At 40.3% G+C, this 16,474-nt stretch carries 17 protein-coding genes and 1 pseudogene; 6 read left to right on the top strand and 12 right to left on the bottom strand.

Annotated elements, in window-relative coordinates; all coding sequences use genetic code 11:
• Positions 1 to 137 precede the first annotated feature (137 nt).
• Positions 138 to 329 carry a hypothetical protein gene (locus AS030_RS07970; RefSeq protein ID WP_061970276.1) on the top strand — a complete coding sequence of 64 codons (192 nt, stop codon included), beginning with the start codon at positions 138 to 140 and terminating at the stop codon, positions 327 to 329.
• Positions 330 to 637: 308 nt separating this feature from the next.
• Here the strand turns inward: AS030_RS07970 and AS030_RS07965 are convergent, their stop codons facing one another.
• The 8 genes from AS030_RS07965 to AS030_RS07930 form a co-directional block, all read right to left on the bottom strand.
• A complete protein-coding gene (locus AS030_RS07965) occupies positions 638 to 1,567 on the bottom strand; it encodes a hypothetical protein (protein ID WP_061970274.1) in 930 nt (309 codons plus the stop codon).
• Between the two features lie 73 nt (positions 1,568 to 1,640).
• On the bottom strand, positions 1,641 to 1,880 hold the full coding sequence (locus AS030_RS07960; RefSeq protein ID WP_061970271.1) for a hypothetical protein: 240 nt from the start codon (positions 1,878 to 1,880) through the stop codon (positions 1,641 to 1,643).
• A gap of 321 nt (positions 1,881 to 2,201) precedes the next feature.
• Complete coding sequence (locus AS030_RS07955) at positions 2,202 to 3,038, bottom strand: STAS domain-containing protein (protein WP_061970268.1); 837 nt, start codon at positions 3,036 to 3,038, stop codon at positions 2,202 to 2,204.
• A 411-nt stretch (positions 3,039 to 3,449) separates the two neighbouring features.
• Positions 3,450 to 4,265, bottom strand: coding sequence for an alpha/beta fold hydrolase (locus tag AS030_RS07950; protein ID WP_061970266.1), 816 nt, complete (start codon positions 4,263 to 4,265; stop codon positions 3,450 to 3,452).
• 496 nt (positions 4,266 to 4,761) lie between these two features.
• Positions 4,762 to 5,283 (bottom strand): GNAT family N-acetyltransferase, encoded by a 522-nt coding sequence (locus tag AS030_RS07945; protein ID WP_061970263.1) that lies wholly within the window; start codon positions 5,281 to 5,283, stop codon positions 4,762 to 4,764.
• 610 nt (positions 5,284 to 5,893) lie between these two features.
• Positions 5,894 to 7,081: an iron-containing alcohol dehydrogenase gene (locus tag AS030_RS07940; protein WP_061970260.1), complete on the bottom strand. Its 1,188-nt coding sequence runs from the start codon at positions 7,079 to 7,081 to the stop codon at positions 5,894 to 5,896.
• 13 nt (positions 7,082 to 7,094) lie between these two features.
• Positions 7,095 to 7,943 (bottom strand): AhlS family quorum-quenching N-acyl homoserine lactonase, encoded by an 849-nt coding sequence (gene ahlS, locus AS030_RS07935; protein ID WP_061970257.1) that lies wholly within the window; start codon positions 7,941 to 7,943, stop codon positions 7,095 to 7,097.
• Positions 7,944 to 7,956: 13 nt separating this feature from the next.
• Positions 7,957 to 9,384, bottom strand: coding sequence for an aldehyde dehydrogenase family protein (locus AS030_RS07930; RefSeq protein WP_061970255.1), 1,428 nt, complete (start codon positions 9,382 to 9,384; stop codon positions 7,957 to 7,959).
• Positions 9,385 to 9,630: 246 nt separating this feature from the next.
• Here AS030_RS07930 and AS030_RS07925 point away from each other — a divergent pair, with 246 nt between their 5' ends.
• A complete protein-coding gene (locus tag AS030_RS07925; protein WP_061971634.1) occupies positions 9,631 to 10,977 on the top strand; it encodes a sigma-54 interaction domain-containing protein in 1,347 nt (448 codons plus the stop codon).
• A gap of 244 nt (positions 10,978 to 11,221) precedes the next feature.
• On the opposite strand, the gene arsC is transcribed toward AS030_RS07925, so the two are convergent.
• From arsC to AS030_RS07910, 3 genes are read right to left on the bottom strand one after another with little or no spacing between them, the layout of a single operon-like run.
• The gene (arsC, locus tag AS030_RS07920; protein WP_061970253.1) at positions 11,222 to 11,641 is read right to left on the bottom strand and encodes an arsenate reductase (thioredoxin); all 420 of its coding nucleotides are present in this window, start codon (positions 11,639 to 11,641) and stop codon (positions 11,222 to 11,224) included.
• Positions 11,642 to 11,662: 21 nt separating this feature from the next.
• Positions 11,663 to 12,961, bottom strand: coding sequence for an arsenic transporter (locus tag AS030_RS07915; RefSeq protein WP_061970250.1), 1,299 nt, complete (start codon positions 12,959 to 12,961; stop codon positions 11,663 to 11,665).
• A gap of 15 nt (positions 12,962 to 12,976) precedes the next feature.
• Positions 12,977 to 13,330, bottom strand: coding sequence for an ArsR/SmtB family transcription factor (locus AS030_RS07910; RefSeq protein ID WP_061970248.1), 354 nt, complete (start codon positions 13,328 to 13,330; stop codon positions 12,977 to 12,979).
• Positions 13,331 to 13,566: 236 nt separating this feature from the next.
• Here AS030_RS07910 and AS030_RS22950 point away from each other — a divergent pair, with 236 nt between their 5' ends.
• Together AS030_RS22950 and arsB are read left to right on the top strand one after the other, a co-directional pair.
• The gene (locus tag AS030_RS22950) at positions 13,567 to 13,863 is read left to right on the top strand and encodes an ArsR/SmtB family transcription factor (protein WP_420889647.1); all 297 of its coding nucleotides are present in this window, start codon (positions 13,567 to 13,569) and stop codon (positions 13,861 to 13,863) included.
• A gap of 26 nt (positions 13,864 to 13,889) precedes the next feature.
• Positions 13,890 to 14,935: pseudogene (arsB, locus tag AS030_RS07905) on the top strand (ACR3 family arsenite efflux transporter).
• Between the two features lie 133 nt (positions 14,936 to 15,068).
• Here arsB and AS030_RS07900 read toward each other — a convergent pair.
• Complete coding sequence (locus AS030_RS07900; protein WP_061970245.1) at positions 15,069 to 15,521, bottom strand: ArsI/CadI family heavy metal resistance metalloenzyme; 453 nt, start codon at positions 15,519 to 15,521, stop codon at positions 15,069 to 15,071.
• Positions 15,522 to 15,682: 161 nt separating this feature from the next.
• Here AS030_RS07900 and AS030_RS07895 point away from each other — a divergent pair, with 161 nt between their 5' ends.
• Positions 15,683 to 16,006 carry an ArsR/SmtB family transcription factor gene (locus AS030_RS07895; RefSeq protein ID WP_061970243.1) on the top strand — a complete coding sequence of 108 codons (324 nt, stop codon included), beginning with the start codon at positions 15,683 to 15,685 and terminating at the stop codon, positions 16,004 to 16,006.
• A gap of 266 nt (positions 16,007 to 16,272) precedes the next feature.
• Positions 16,273 to 16,470 carry a hypothetical protein gene (locus AS030_RS07890; protein WP_061970240.1) on the top strand — a complete coding sequence of 66 codons (198 nt, stop codon included), beginning with the start codon at positions 16,273 to 16,275 and terminating at the stop codon, positions 16,468 to 16,470.
• Positions 16,471 to 16,474 lie beyond the last annotated feature (4 nt).

Here is a 16,474-nt window from a genome sequence, read left to right as displayed (position 1 = left end):
TTTATAAAAAATTTCTTCTACATCTTATAAACATTATCGCCATGCTACCTCTTTTAATGCTTGATTTAAAAAGAATTGGATTATATTAGATCAATTGTTCATACTAAATTAAAATACTTGTTATAGAAGGAGATTACATGACACATCAAAAAAATAATCGAACTAAACCAGTCCAACATAGTAATCTAAATAAAGAAGATGATACATACGGCATATTTAAACAAGAAATGGAAATGGATTCAGATATTAATGAAGACCCTAATCGGGAAAGATTATTGGATGAATCAATCGATTCGTTTCTAGAATCGAAAGAAGGACAGGAATTTTGAAATTAATTATTGGAGGTGGATTAATAATGCCAATAAAAACACATTTAAATATAGTAAATGGAATACCCGAACAGATGCAGACTAATCTGGTAACCAAGAAAAATATACAAAGTCAATAGACAGATCTAACATAGAATCAAAAACAGCAGACAATCAAGAATAATAATTAGAAAGCAACCACAACAGGTTGCTTTCTAATTATTAGATTCCTGTGTGCTTAATAGTTGAAATATTTTTTCAAGTAAAACACCCGAAAATATAGAAACGAAGCAGTGCTTTAGTTGATCCTCTGTACTGTAATAACCAATTTACAAAAGTAGCCTATCTAAGCCTATGGCACTAATAATCAACCGTTGTTTTTTACTTCCCAATAATTTTTGTGACCAATCGACGAATCCACCATCACCAATGTTATGTTCTTCTCCGTTTATCTTCGTGATGACAGTAAATTGTAAACCTTTATAATACTGATTTTCTAAATTAGGCTCCTTTATTGATACTTTAATCGAAAACCGTTTCCCAAGCTGTGCAACTCTCCGCAGCAACCCTTCGGAATCTTTATAACCATCACGGCCACTTAGGATAACCTCAATATCTGATTGGAACAATGATTGGAATATATCTTGGTACACGGTAATGTGCTCCCAAAATGATTGCTTTTCGAACTGATAAGAACCTGTATCTGTACCAGAAGTGACCATACAGAACAGATGAAAATGTGGAAACATTCCAGGATTATTGAAATATTGAGTTCTAACATGTCGATGGGTTGTGCATAAGCGGATATAGTCCTCCCTGTTGCTCTTTTTGCGTGATTTTAACAAATCGCTAATATGCAAAGCTAGAAGGTTGGTCGCGTCTGACACTACTTCAGTTCCTCTGATTGCAGAAAGCACTTTATTTTGATCGACTGTCGCTACAACAGAACAAGATCCTAAAGGAGCCACGGGAGATAACTGAACTGGTGTAGCGAAATGGTTGCTTGCTATTTTCAAAATATCTAGTTCTAGTTGCTTTAACTGGATAGGATCAACTGAAGCAGGATGCACCGAACGGTTTGCCTGGTACCTTTTAAGTAATTCGCTGGGAACTAACCTTTGGGTCTTCTCTCGAAAAACATAAAGTAAGAGCGTGTATAAATCTGTTTCTGGTATTCGATCAGCCAGTAATTCAACGATCTGTTCCACACCCAGTTCTTTAACAATTCGCTCAAGAATATATGATGGATCTGACTCCATTGCGGTACCCCCTTTACTTCAAGTGTTTAAAGGCAAAAATCGCTCCAAATATGGGACGTTCCGATTACTATGCTTAAATATGATTAGAGTCCTTTTTTTCTAATTGTTTCTTCTTATAAAAGAAGACAACTAAAATAATTATTATGACAGCTGCACTGAGATAATCATGAATCATTTTAGTAGATGACAGTATAAACATCATTAAAAGCAGAAAAGTAGTTATTGTTTTAGAAATATCAAGATCTTCTTCTGTTTCTTCATAATCATCATCCTCTTTGAAAAGCATAAGGTACTTAATAGGTCTAAGTTCCAAATATTCTCCTTTTTAAAGTTTATTTCCTTCTTCAACTAACCTGTCCTGTATCTCAATAAGAAAAGCCGCCTGTAATGTCAGCTGAAGTTCTTAAAGTAACGCACCCGTTAGCTTAATAAGATATACTCCCACTTTAATAAAACCTGAAAAAAATTCACAGCTCTAGAAGTGCCTAATAACTTCCGGGTCGCAAAAGAAAAGAACCGCCGCAGCGATCCTTTGATGTTCTATATGCTGTTTGAGTAATACGAGTCACCTATGATTTTGGTTCGCACTGACTCGGCTGCTTTTTAACTAACTTCCCCATCATAGAGGAACCAATTATCTAATATCTTGTAAAACATGTTGAAGTGTGGCGTAAGTTTTGATACTCGAAAAATTGATGCCTGAGTTGATAATTTTTGAAACTAAATCCGTTCTAATCCCTGTAAACACCGCTTTGATTCCTAACAACCTAAGAACATCATATATTGTAAAGATTCGAGCCGCAATTTCGGTATCGATAGAGGCAATGGCTGAGAAGTCAATAATAACACATTCAATTTTCAACTCAGTGACTCTGGGTATGACTCTATTCATAATAAATTCACTTTTTTCTACATCAATATCTCCAATTATCGGGAGAACCGCCATACCATTTTGTATAGGGATTATGGGTGAAGATAGTTCTGTGATCTTCTGGTTTTGCTTTTCTTCGGCTTCTTTTGTTGTTCTCTCTCGCTTAAGAATAGTTTCAGTAATACTTAAATCGAGAAAATAGCTTAATCTACTGGTTACAGTGATAACTTCCTCAGTAGTTAGTCCATAGTCCATGCATAATTGAGACAAAATTTTTATTAATAGCTGTCTTGTATCCGCATAAGGTTTTATAAGACTCGATAGCTCTTTTTCAATATATTGAGTATCTTCCGGTGTTTCCTGTTTGATGAGCCATTCAATGAATATAGGTTCAACCTCTACATTCGAAAATTTAAGCGTACTCCCCAAAAACTTAAGAAATTCAGCATTAGTATCAATTGATTTATCTATTATTTCTTGTGGTAATGTTATTTCTATCTTACTCACATTATAATTAACAATTTCCCTGCTAATTGATTCAGCCTTCTTACTTAAAAAATGTGCGAATTCTTCAATTAGATTTGCCTTTTCAAAACCCATAAAAAAATACTCCTCAGATAAGTGTCAATATTTTCTTTAAGTATATATGGTTGCAAGCACACTTGTCTATCAAGGATAAACAACAGAAAAAAATAACTGCGGTTAACGACTTGGCAGGCAGATATTGCATGATGATTGTATAAGTCTATGCCCATCTTAGTGGAAAAATAAGGCAATATTTCTACGATAAATACTTCTAAGGAAGGCTGCTTTAGCAGCCTCTATTAGTTTCAACTAACGCACCCTCTTTAATTCTTCCATAACTAAGAAAGTATAAAGAACAATAAAGAAAAAAGCCGCCAAACATGGCCGCAGTATCTTAAAAAATCTTTTGTGTGTAACAAGAAAGAGATTTCTAGTTTTAAAGGTATATTTTAATTCAGGCACAAAACAACCCTTTTTTTGCAATGCTTATTCTGAATAATACTTACCGGAATTACAGATATGTTCAGCAAGAAACGAATTAACTTCTTCCGGAGTTTCAAGTGCCAGAGAATGGCCCGCGTTGGCAATGACTTTACACACACCATTTCTTACTGTGACTGCAATTTTATTCGACTGTTCAACCGTATAGGCATGATCTTCAGCTCCTGCAATCGCCAACATCGGAACATCCACTTCATTTAGTTCACTCAGGATTCGTTTGCGATGAACCACCTGATACGCAGCATCGCCAATCGTACGATCCAAACCCTCTATGTGATCCTTCCAGAAATTGAGTTCATTCGCAAAAGACGGATCTTCAAGTGACGTGTCTCCAAACATAATGTATATCAAAGTTTGGGACATAGGCTTGCCTCCATAAATCTGTAGATGCTCAACAATTGGCTGAAATTCATCTATTTTATATTCTTCTTCAGCGGATGTCCCCAGCACTGTACATGTAATAAGGAGTTCTGGATGCCTTGCAGCCAGACGCAAAGCAATGAAGCCCCCCATAGAGTTACCTACAAAATGACAGGGGCCTAAAACAAGCTCTTTAATAAGTGCTGCCGCATCCTCTGTCAATGTATCCAAATCAAGCATGTCCAACGTATCTTTAGCACTTTTCCCTTGCCCCCGATGATCATAACAAATGACTCTGTATTCACCAGCAAACCGTTCCACTTGTTTATGAAACATTCGACTATTAAAGAATAATGAGTGACTGAAAACCAAGGCTGGTGCATCTTTTAGACCGGTATCCTGGTAGTAAAGCGTAGTTCCGTTTACATCAATGAACGGCATAAATGAACCTCCTTTAATAATATTAGTATTCACACTTTCCAGATCACTTCTTCATGGGATTTTTATATTAAGATCGTGGAAGAGCCAAAATCCTGTTCAACAATTCGCGTTGATCGATAGTTTTTCGTTATAAAATTGTTGTAAATAAGGCAAGCGTGAACTCTATCGTGTACTTATGGATGGTTAACTAAATCAATGCCTTGATGTAAGGCTTATGACCGGAAACCGGAAATCACAATCTCCCAAAGGTCTTTCAGGTCTTCGCCGTCGCATTTGATCTTTTGCGTTCGAGTTTCACAATATATCTCTTTCTTTGTTATTTCATTTTCAATTGCTCCCCTATATCTAGATCTATCTCTATTTACCCTTGTGGTCTTTAAGCCAAACTAGCTGGCTAGAGCACTAACCTGCCCCGTTAGCACACTAAAAAAACGGGTTCACCACAGCCATCCCATTTTTAACATAAGCACCCGATTGTTGAAAAACCAATTATGATTTACTTTATGTCCAAACGCCAATTGTTACAATGCATGAAATTACCTGGTGGGTACTCAAATTTGCAATCTGATATAAATGAAAAGTTGAGCTTTCGACAAATGGCATTTGAAGCAGGATTTTCAACCGAAGGGAAAGCATGTATGTATTGATATTTCCTTTCCTTTATTGCTTCATTAATTGCTAGTTTAACGGCATGTGTTGCTATCCCTTTCCCTTGAAATTGTGGTAGTATGCTCCATCCAATTTCATAAACACATTCATTATTCCAAGTTGATTGCCAATATACAACTGAACCAACCACTTCAAAATCAGGACTTAGGGTAATGCTAAACACTTTCCCCTTTTCACCAAGTTCAAGATACCTTTTATGACGCTTTAGAACCTGTTCATTACTTTCAGACCCTCCGAGATGTTCCATCATTTCTGGTGCGTTTAATTTAACAAGTAGATCAAGGTCTTTGTCTTCCCAAATGTTAATTTGTATTTGTCGTTCTTCATTTTGTTTTGAAATAACGTCCATCTCCTTATAATTATAATCTTTAGTTACTACTCATAATTAAACTCTTAGTTCCACAATCCTGCCAGTTAGTTGAACAAGGTTAAGCAAAGCTACAATTAATGCTAAAGCAGACTAAAAAAAGAGAGGATTCCAATTCAAGTGCCCTCAATGAAAAAGTGGGAACTTTTGAACAAGTGTAGCTAATGGGCCGATTTCACAAAAGAATCACCTTCCCTAAAGGTAGGTAACGGAATAAAAAAGTAAATAAGAAACACCGCAGAGAAATACCTAGAAAAGGTTTCACATATGCACTTGTTAAGGAGGTAGAACTCCACGTTTTACGCCTTTCAATATATATTATGTTAACTAAAAACAAACATAATGTTCTCAAGGGCTTTGCGTACGATTCTTAATCCCAAATGGTAATTTTAGACGAATCACTTCTCTTTTTAGCTCTCCTGAATAGACCTTCTTTTTCTCATCATAAGAAAAAACACCTCCACTTTGTCGATAATTGTATTTACGACCATGGGGGGTGTTTTTTCCTTTGTCTCATTTAATTAGGTCACTCTACAGTGTCCTCAAGGAGTTTTTATTCATTCAGTGGCTTTTGATATGGAATAGAATTCATTTACCGCTTCGTTGGCTCAGTGACAACACCGTTAAAAGCAGATTGATAAATGTTCCTAATGTCCTCCTCCAATAATGGGTAAGGGCTTCTGGCCAGTATACGTCTTTGCTGGACCCCGTCTTGAGTGAGGCGTTCCAAAGCGGATTCAGGTATATCAAACTCTGCTAATGTTGATGGAATTCCAACCTCTTTTACAAGCCTCTCCAGTTCCTCAACGCACTTGTAAGAGGCGTCTTCCTCAGATAAATAGCTAGAGTTGCCCCCGAGCGCGTTTAAGATATCCGCCATTTTTGCCGTGCAGCTTTTTCGGATATAACCCATGACATAGGGCAGTAATACCGCGTTTGATTCACCATGGGAAATATGGAATTGACCGCCCAATGGATAGGCTAACGCATGAACACCCGCTACCCCGGCATTAAAGAATGCTAGTCCTGCGATAAAGCTCCCATTACTCATATCGATCCGGGCCTGTTTATCATTGCCATTATGAACGGCCTTTCGTAATGAACGGCCAATGAGACGAATGGCTTGAAGGGCTAAACCATCGGTCACTGGGCTTGCATTAACCGAAATATAGGCTTCCACCGCATGGGTCAATGCATCAATTCCGGTGGCTGCTGTGACTTTCGCTGGAACAGAAACCGTTAATTCAGGATCGACAATGGCAGCATCTGCTAAAAGATAATCGTGAGTAACGACGTCTTTTGTTGTTTCTAAGGACAAGACGGATATATTTGTCACTTCCGAACCCGTACCAGAAGTTGTCGGGATGAGGATTTTGGGCAATCCTTTCTTTTCTACTTTCTTTGTTCCGGTGAGGTTTAAATAGTCGGCTACTGATCCTTCATGCTCCGCCAGAACGGCTGCTAATTTGGCTAAATCCAATGCACTACCTCCACCGAAGCCAACCACCATTTCAAATTGGCCTGCTCGGGCAAAGGAAACTAGCTTCTCACCTGTTTCTAAAGGTGGTTCAGGTACCACATCCGTATATACCGTAACTTGAAACCCGCTCTCTTTTAGGGGAGTAGTCACCCACTCGACTAACCCTATTTTTTCAAGCATGGGATCTGTGACCACCAGTATTTTCTTAGGCGCGTATTTTTCGACTTCGGGTAATAGTTGTTCTAAAGCACCCCATCCGGTATAACTTAATGGGGCAAAAACTAGCTTAGCAAAACTCATTTAAGATTCCCCCTTACTCATAATAGCCTTCAGTAGATTTACGAAACCCTTTAAATTGATTAGGATCATGTCCAAACCAGACCTGAGAATTTGTTTCTTGAGCAATTCTGCGTATTTTTTCAACCGCATTTGCATAGCCCAGAGAATCGTAGATGATGCCAGGCGGTTTAATCGGTGGACCAAAGCTTTCCGACGTATAGACCGCATCTGAAGCAAGGATAATTCCGCCCGATTCCGGCATATCGATGTGAAGTCCAATCATGCCCCAGGCATGGCCACTCCCAAAATTTAAAATCTTGATGCCTTCTGCTAATTGGAGATTGTCATCACTCCGTTTTACTGTTCGCCACTGAAGGTTATTTTTGATCCACGCATCAATATCTGCCCAAATATAGGCCCCTTCCTTTTGATTGCGTGCATAAGATTGGAGTGTACCGTTCAACTCGTCTTCATGTACTATGATCGTTGCATTTGTAAACAGTTCCAAACAACCTGCATGGTCTAAATGAAGGTGGGAAGCGACTACGTACTTTATATCTTCAGGCCGTACATTCAGCTGTTCCAAACGGTTATGAAGGTAACATTCTTCTCCCATGGAAATCGGAAACATGGCTTGAGTTGCTTGTCCCCACCGTCCATCAGGACCCATGGAATTCGGGTTGCAGGCGGTATCAAAAAGGATTTTACCTTCAGGATGATCAATGAGAACGGTGTAAACCGGGAACTCAACAAATTCGGTTTGTGCATTTGGGTTGTCAATGGTTGCCGGGTTATGCATGGCGATCATCCAATTTTTATCCATCTTCATCCGACCGTTATCCAGGACATAAAGTTTAGGATTAGGCTTTATAATATTAGTCATGTAGTACTCCCCCTTAAAAAGTGGTTTTCATTGTAACGAATTTTAATTCGGTCATTTCTTCAACCGCGTATTTAATTCCTTCACGACCGTAACCGCTTTCTTTCACACCGCCATAAGGCATATGATCGAGCCTAAAGGTTGGGATATCATTGATTATCACGCCGCCCGACTCCAACTTACGTGCCGCATGCAAGGCATTGATAATGTTTTGGGTATAAATCCCCACATTGAGTCCATACACTGAATCGTTCACCATGTTAATCGCTTGATCTAGTTTCTTATAGGGCACGATTGAAACCACGGGAGCAAACGTTTCCTGACATGAAACTGCCATATCTCGTTTGACGTTCAGCAAAACGGTTGGTGGAAAAATAGTTCCATTCCTTGCACCCCCGATGCCAATTTTGGCACCCTGCTTTACGGCCTCAGTTACCCACGATTCGATCCGCTCCAACTCCTGGGAACTGATCATGGCACTTATATCAGTAGTTTCTTCCGACGGGTCACCAAGTTTTAATTGTTTAGTGTGTTCTATAAAACGCTTACTAAAATCCTCATAAATCGATTCATGGACATAAATGCGTTGCAGTGAAATACAAACTTGGCCAGCAAAGGAAAATGCCCCTTCCACACATCTCTGAATCACTTTTTCCAAAGGGACATCCGGTTCGACAATTAACCCGGAATTTGAACCAAGTTCCAATGTTACTTTTCTTAATCCCGCTTTTGCCTTAATTGCTTTACCTACTTGAGAACTGCCTGTGAAAGTAATTTTCTTGACTCTTGGATCCATGATTAAAGCATCACTGAGTTCTCTGCCACTACCTGCCACTACCTGAACAGCTCCATTCGGAAGTCCAGCCTGCTGAAAAATTTCAGCGGTAAGATATGCACTTAATGGCGTTTGTTCAGCAGGTTTTAAAACAACCGTGTTTCCTGCAGCGATGGCTGGACCCAATTTGTGGGCGACCAAATTAAACGGAAAGTTAAAAGGGCTAATTGCAACCACTACGCCTAATGGTTCTCTCCATGTAAACCCGATTCGATTTTCACCGCCTGGGGCTGCATCCATCGGAATCGTCTCCCCATAAATCCTTTTTGCCTCCTCTGCAGCAAGCTGGTAGGTAGCAATGGTTCGATCGATTTCTCCACGTGCGGTGCGAATCGGTTTGCCGGCTTCCTGTACCAATACACGAGCTAACTCCTCCTTCCTTTCTTCAAAGATTTGCACAACCCTTAACAAGATCTCAGAGCGTTGATAGGCATGCATTTCTTTCATTACTTCAAAAGCTGCCTGAGCCCCATCGATTGCCCGATTTACATCTTCTTGATCTGCCATACTAATCGTGGCGATAGATTCTCCGTTATATGGAGACCGGAGATCGTAGGTTCTTTGCTTGATTACTGACTCACCATTGATAAATAAACCTTTTATATTCATAATGAACTTCCCTCCTTTCACTTCTTCACATACTTGCAAGATCCATGCCAAAACTAAAAAAGCCGGTGTTGAGTAGGATGGCAAGGCTGTGTTGAATCTAATGTGGTGATAAAATTCACCACAGAAAACCCTAATTATGAACGAATGGTTGTATAATAAAGCTGGTGATGTTTTTCACCACCGGTGATGTTTTTCACCACCGGTGATGTTTTTCACCATATTTTAAACAAGGAAGGTTTTTTTATCATGGATAAATTAGAAAAGGTTCTTGAATTTTCAACCGACGGTATTTATGTGGTAAATAAAGAAGGCAAGACCTTACTTGTTAATTCGGCTTATGAGGAAATGACTGGGTTCCTAAGAGAGGAGCTAGTCGGCAAGCACATGAGTGAGTTAATGTCGAAAGGATATTTTGATCAGTCTGTCTCTCTACTCGTATTGGATGCTAAAAAGAGGATATCAATTTTGCAGAAAATCGGGAAACAACAAAAAGATGTGATCGTCACCGGAAATCCCGTATTCAACGAATCTGGTGAGATTCAGATGGTCGTGACAAGTGTCCGCGATATTACTCAGTTAAATAGGATGACTAAAGCGTTAACAAAGGCGAAAAGTTTTTCAGAAATGAGCCAAAACCGTTACACGTTTATGACAGATGGCTCGGATGAACAAGTGATCTTCGAAAGTGTCCGAATGAAGGAAGTTATTCAAAAAGTAGAGCAGGTGGCATCCTTCCCTACAAGTATTTTATTGTTAGGCCCTTCCGGATCAGGAAAAGAAGTCATCGCCGACTTACTTCATCAATTAAGTGACCGGAAAGATAAGCCTTTTATTAAAGTGAACTGCGGGGCCATTCCTGAGCCGTTATTAGAGTCAGAGTTGTTTGGCCATGTAAAGGGCGCGTTCACTGGAGCGCGCCAGGAAGGAAAAATCGGGTTGTTGGAACTGGCGGATAAAGGGACCGTTCTTCTTGATGAAATAGGTGACCTGCCGCTAGCGCTGCAGGTCAAATTGCTCCGTGTACTCCAAGAGAAGCAAGTCCAGCGAGTTGGAGGAACCAAAACGAAGCAATTGGACATTCGAATTATCTCGGCTACCAATCAAAATCTAAAGGAATTGGTCAGACTAGGTAAATTCCGGGAAGACCTATTTTATCGTTTGCAGGTTGTAGAATTGAACGTTCCGTCTTTGCGTGAACGTCCAGAAGATATCCATGCTCTGCTGCAGCACTTTTTTGTTCATTTCTGTAAATTGTATAATGTCGAGAAGCATATCTCACAAGATACGCTTCACATATTGGAAAATTATCATTGGCCAGGGAATGTTAGAGAATTAAGAAATTTAGTGGAAAGCATGATTGTTTCGGTTCCTTCCCTTACGATTGAACCAGTTGACCTCCCGCCTCACTTCAGGATTCAAAATCATCCTGAATCCATTCTTCCTTTAAAACAGCGGGTCAAACTCTTTGAAAAAAGATTAATTGAAGATGCATTACAGAGGAAGCCCTCTATTAGGAAAGCTGCGGCCTATTTAGGAGTAGACCATTCAACCCTTGTGAAGAAAATTAAAACATTCAATATGCACACCAATTGATGTATGGCCCAGTTTAATCACGTTAAAGATCTTTATATTCTTTAAAAATCCTATGAGCGTAAATGGTGAAGATGCTTTAAGCAAGTAATGAATGGATTATTGAAAGTAGCTTTAAAAGATTAAACCCATCATTACGATGGGTTTTTTATACTTTATTGATATCAATATTAATTGTTGATTACTCCAGTATACTTATATATCGTTTAGAGAAAAGGCCAAGAGTTGCCCCTTGGCACATTGGTTCTTATTCTCCAGTTTTCGCAAAGGTGGAGATGCGACCTCCGATTTCATCGCGAACACGCTGGAAGAACTTCCACTTTTCTTCTTCTGTTCCTTGAGCTTTCGCAGGGTCATCAAATCCCCAGTGATCACGTTTTACGTGAGGTGGTGTCATCGGGCATTTATCGGCTGCATCTCCACAAAGGGTCACCACGAAGTCTGCGTTGTTCAGGATTTCAGGGTCGATGATATCGGACGTTTGGTTGGAGATGTCGATATCCACTTCCTTCATCGCTTTTACGGCGTTCGGATTCAAGCCGTGAGCTTCGATGCCCGCACTTTTCACTTCCCACTCGTCCCCAAGAAGTTTTTTACCCCAGCCCTCAGCCATTTGGCTTCTGCACGAGTTTCCTGTACATAAGAAGTAAATTGTTTTTTTTGGCATTTGAAACACTCCTTCAGAGAATTAATGAATGATGGATAACCAGATATAAAGTCCCGTCAAGGTAATGAATAACGTTGGAACCGTTAAGACGATACCTACTTTGAAATAGTATCCCCACGAGATTTTTACCCCTTTAGTGTTTAACACATGAAGCCAAAGCAGCGTGGCCAACGAACCGATCGGTGTGAGCTTAGGTCCAAGGTCAGAACCAATGACGTTCGCATAGATCAAGGCTTCTCTCATCGCCCCTGTGGTATGGGTGTCTGAAATCGCCAAGGCGTCAATCATAACGGTTGGCATGTTGTTCATGATCGATGAGATAATGGCGGAAATAAAGCCCATTCCAACCGTGCCGACAAACAACCCATGGTGGGTGACATTCTGAATCAAGTCAGCCAAAAGACTCGTTAGCCCCACGTTTTTCAGTCCATAAACGACCACATACATCCCAATGGAGAAAAAGACAACCGCCCATGGTGCCCCTTTGAGGACTGTTTTCGTTTGTACGGCATTGCTTTTTCTTGCCGTTTGCAAGAAAACAATCGCGATGATTCCCGCGATAATGGATACAGGTACAGAGAAAAGTTCTCCAACAAAATAGCCAATCAGCAAGGCGGCAAGTACAAACCAGGATGACTTGAACATCTCCAGGTCTTTGATCGCATCCGCAGGCTTCTTCAACTCGTTGACGTCATACGATTTTGGAATGCTTTTTCTGAAATACAGATACAGCACCAAAATACTGGACAGCAAGCTGAAAAGATCGGGTACGATCATTCGGCTTGCATACGTGGAAAAACTGATGCCAAAAAAGTCGGCAGAAACGATGTTCACCAGGTTACTGACCACAAGAGGAAGTGACGTCGTATCGGCGATAAATCCACTGGCCATGATAAATGGCAGGATCATCTTGTCCTCAAATTTCAGGTTACGCACCATGGCGAGTACAATCGGTGTTAGGATCAACGCTGCTCCGTCATTGGCAAAAAAGGCTGCAACAACCGCCCCGAGTACCGTAACGAGCAAGAACATTTTGATTCCATTCCCGTTAGCAAAGCGAGCCATATGAAGGGCCGCCCACTCGAAGAACCCAATTTCATCTAAAATAAGGGAAATAATAATGACCGCTACAAAGGTAAGCGTGGCATTCCAAACAATGCCTGTTACGTCGATCACATCCTCGAAGGAGACCACTTGGAACAGGAGGGCTAAAACCGCTCCCCCGCAAGCACTCCAACCAATATTAAGGCCTCTCGGCTGCCAGATGACAAGCGTTAGTGTAACTAAGAAGATGACACTGGCAATAATTACTGAGCCCACAAAAACTGATACCTCCTATTCATCGCAACAAGTTACTCGTTTTCCTTGTGCTTCTAATTCTTCAATTCGATAATGTTGGCTGGGAAGATTTTTTATAATTTGCAGCACAAAGGAATGATACGGGTAGGAAGGGTTCAATGAATAATAGATCCACTGGCCTTTTCTCCGTTCCTTCACAATCCCGCTGTCCCGTAACTTCCGCAAATGCTGGCTGACTGCAGGCTGGCTCATGTCGAACAAATCCACAAATTCGCATACGCAGCATTCATTCTCTGAAACAATTTTGACCATCGCCAGTCTGGTTTTATCCCCAAGAACCTTTAGAATATTTGCAGCGACGTCTAATTCAACAGTTTCATTGGTAATCATGTAAGCACCTCCTCACATCAACATCATTTTCATTCATCATTGTATAAGTATATTATTATATATTCAACCATAAATTTATCCTCACGCTTAACCTTTACAAACCGTTAACAATTTATTAGTTCATCACTCCAGTAATCTACATATAGTTATATGACTATGAATGAATGGGAGGTGTACGTCAATTCCTTCGAGGACTGTTCCCTTAGATAAGATGGCTCAGGCTTTAAAATTGCTGGCTGGGTGACAAAACACGCTTAACGATCGTCGTCATTCTGAAGCACCGTGACTGTTGTGTATGTGAATTGAATGAGGTCTTTGATATGAGCCAGCCGTCCATCAGCCAACATCTACGAAAACTGAAAGACAGCGGTTTGATTCAAGAAGAACGCCGAGGACGCTGGGTGTATTATTCTTTAATCCTTCAAAGTGAAATATACCCTTTGATTGACGACCTATTAGCTCATGTTCCAGACCAAACCGAAAACATGCGAAAGATCGAAAAGTCCCAGATAACTCTCCACTGCAATTGTTAATACCAACAAGAACGGGAATTGTTCAAATGAAACGTTTGTCTTTTCTGGATCGGTATTTAACGGTTTGGATTTTTACGGCGATGGCTATAGGAATAGGCTTAGGGTCTTTATTTCCTAAGTTTGTCGATGGGCTAAATGAATGGCAGGTCCGTACAACCTCCATTCCACTTGCCGTCGGTCTGATCCTCATGATGTATCCTCCCCTTGCAAAAGTACGTTATGAAGAGATGAGGCGTGTCTTTCGAGATGTGAAAGTATTGGGGCTCTCCCTTGTGCAAAACTGGATCATCGGCCCCATTCTTATGTTTGTGCTGGCTATTCTTCTCTTGCCTGATAAACCAGAATACATGGTGGGATTGATTCTCATCGAATTGGCTCGTTGCATTGCGATGGTGATTGTTTGGAATGATCTCGCAAACGGAGACCGAGAATATGCCGCTTGACTGGTGGCGTTTAATTCTTTGTTTCAGATGGTATTCTTCTCGGTTTACGCGTATGTCTTTGTTACCGTTATTCCCAAATGGCTGGGTTTAGAAGGAGCGGTTGTGGATATAACCATGGGCGAGGTAGCAAAGTCGGTATTTATTTATCTTGGCATTCCATTCATCGCAGGTATGCTCACTCGCTTAATCCTCATAAAAACGAAAGATAGAACCTGGTATGAAACAAAGTTCATCCCTAAAATCAGTCCCATTACGCTTATTGCCTTGCTTTTTACGATCCTCGTTATGTTTTCCCTCAAAGGAGACGCCATCTTAACCTTGCCACTCGACGTCGTTCGTATTGCGATACCGCTTCTGATTTACTTTGTCGTGATGTTTTTTGTTTCTTTCTATCTCGGAAAGAAGATCGGGGCGAACTACCCTGTTACAACAACCCTAGCGTTTACAGCAGGGAGCAACAACTTTGAACTGGCCATCGCCGTTGCTGTTGAGTCTTTGGCATTCATTCTGGTGCAGCATTTGCTGCTGTTATTGGACCGCTTGTCGAGGTACCTGTCATGATCGCTCTCGTAAATGTGGCCGTATGGTTCCAACGAAAGTATTTCAACCAACCAAAAGGGATGATGTAATAATGAAAAAAAGAGTATGGATTGGTCTGGTGGTATTGATTGCTCTTCTTACTTTTTTTGTAATCATGGGCTATGTATCTTTTTACAACTAAAAGTGGCCTCTCCTATTTAGGAGGGGCCTCTTTTTATGCTCTTAGCAACAAGATGATGATGATGATTTTGTTATCTCAATCTTTTGAGTTTGCGGTGCACAACAAGCTGAATCCTTTGGTTCCATGCTCTCTACGTCACTCTTCGTATAAAAGAACTCCCATTCGTTGCCGTCAGGATCAGTGACCCAGAATTTATCCTGATTCGAATAGCAGCATGTCACGTCCATTTCCTCGCGGGCGAAAAAACCAAGTTTCTCTAAACGACTTTTGTGTTTTAGGACCTCTTTTGCATCTTCTACCTGAAACCCAAAATGGCCGACCTGGTTTCCTGACACTTCATCTTTCAGGTTTAACGTAAAGTTAAGACCTGGATCTTGTAGTAAAAACTTGGCATAATCCGATTTTACTTTAACAGGTGATGCGTCAAATACCTGTGAATAAAACTCAATGGATTTCTCTAAATTGGTGACATTTAAACCAACGTGTACGTTCATGTCTAATCCCTCCATGTTAATCAATTTTTTTTGATTAATTTTAGTTTAGTAGCAACCATTTCCAATTGCAACTCCTTTTTATCAAATTTTTTTGATTAAAAGAATTGACAACTCCCTGTCCTACGATATACGATAAATTTATCAAAACGAGGTGATGTACCATGCAAAAAGAAATTCCGCTTCAAGACATGCAACAAGACAATGAATTTGAAAGGTATGAAAGCCAGTTTAAAGCGTTGGCCGATAAAAAGCGGCTTCATATTATGAATATCCTTACTCAACGAGGAAAGACTTGTGTTTGTGATCTGGCACCATTAATGGGAATGACGCAATCCAAACTGTCTTACCATTTAAAGATTCTGTGGGACGCTGGCATCATCCATAAAGAGACCAAGGGAACCAACAGCTATTACAGCATCAATACGAAAGAAATTAATCATTTGCTTTCCCATGAGCTGTGCTGTATTTTTAAGCCCAGCTGCTAGTTTCATCTCTTTTTTTACGGTTTTAATCAATTTTTTTTGATAAATATATCAACTTTATTTGATGAAGGAGGAATTTATAATGTTTAATGAATATGCGGTTTACCTTTGGGCAAAGTCTCGTCAGGAAAAAGTGGAAAGGCAAGCTCGGGTGGCGTGGATGTATCAGAATCGAAAAGAAAGTAACAAAGCGAGGAAACGAGCCGTCTCTAAACCTTCCTTAACACTGGAACCTTGCTGCTCATGTGCTTGCTAAAGGAGGAAATGAAATGATCGTTAATCGTGGAGGGGCTCTCGCAAAGTCGTATTTTATATCGTATTTGCGGTTAATCATGAATGCTAGAGACTGCTCAGTGGTGGATGCTCAGGAAGTAGCAATGGACATTTTCTTTCATGGAGATAAAACACGTTTTGGGACAGCAACTTTTGAACAGTTCACAGCCGCTTTCCATGAGCTGTCTCATTAATCAA

The organism is Fictibacillus enclensis (assembly GCF_001457035.1).
GTDB classification, from domain to species: Bacteria; Bacillota; Bacilli; order Bacillales; family Fictibacillaceae; genus Fictibacillus_C; species Fictibacillus_C enclensis.
This window is presented reverse-complemented; position numbering and strand designations above follow the sequence as displayed.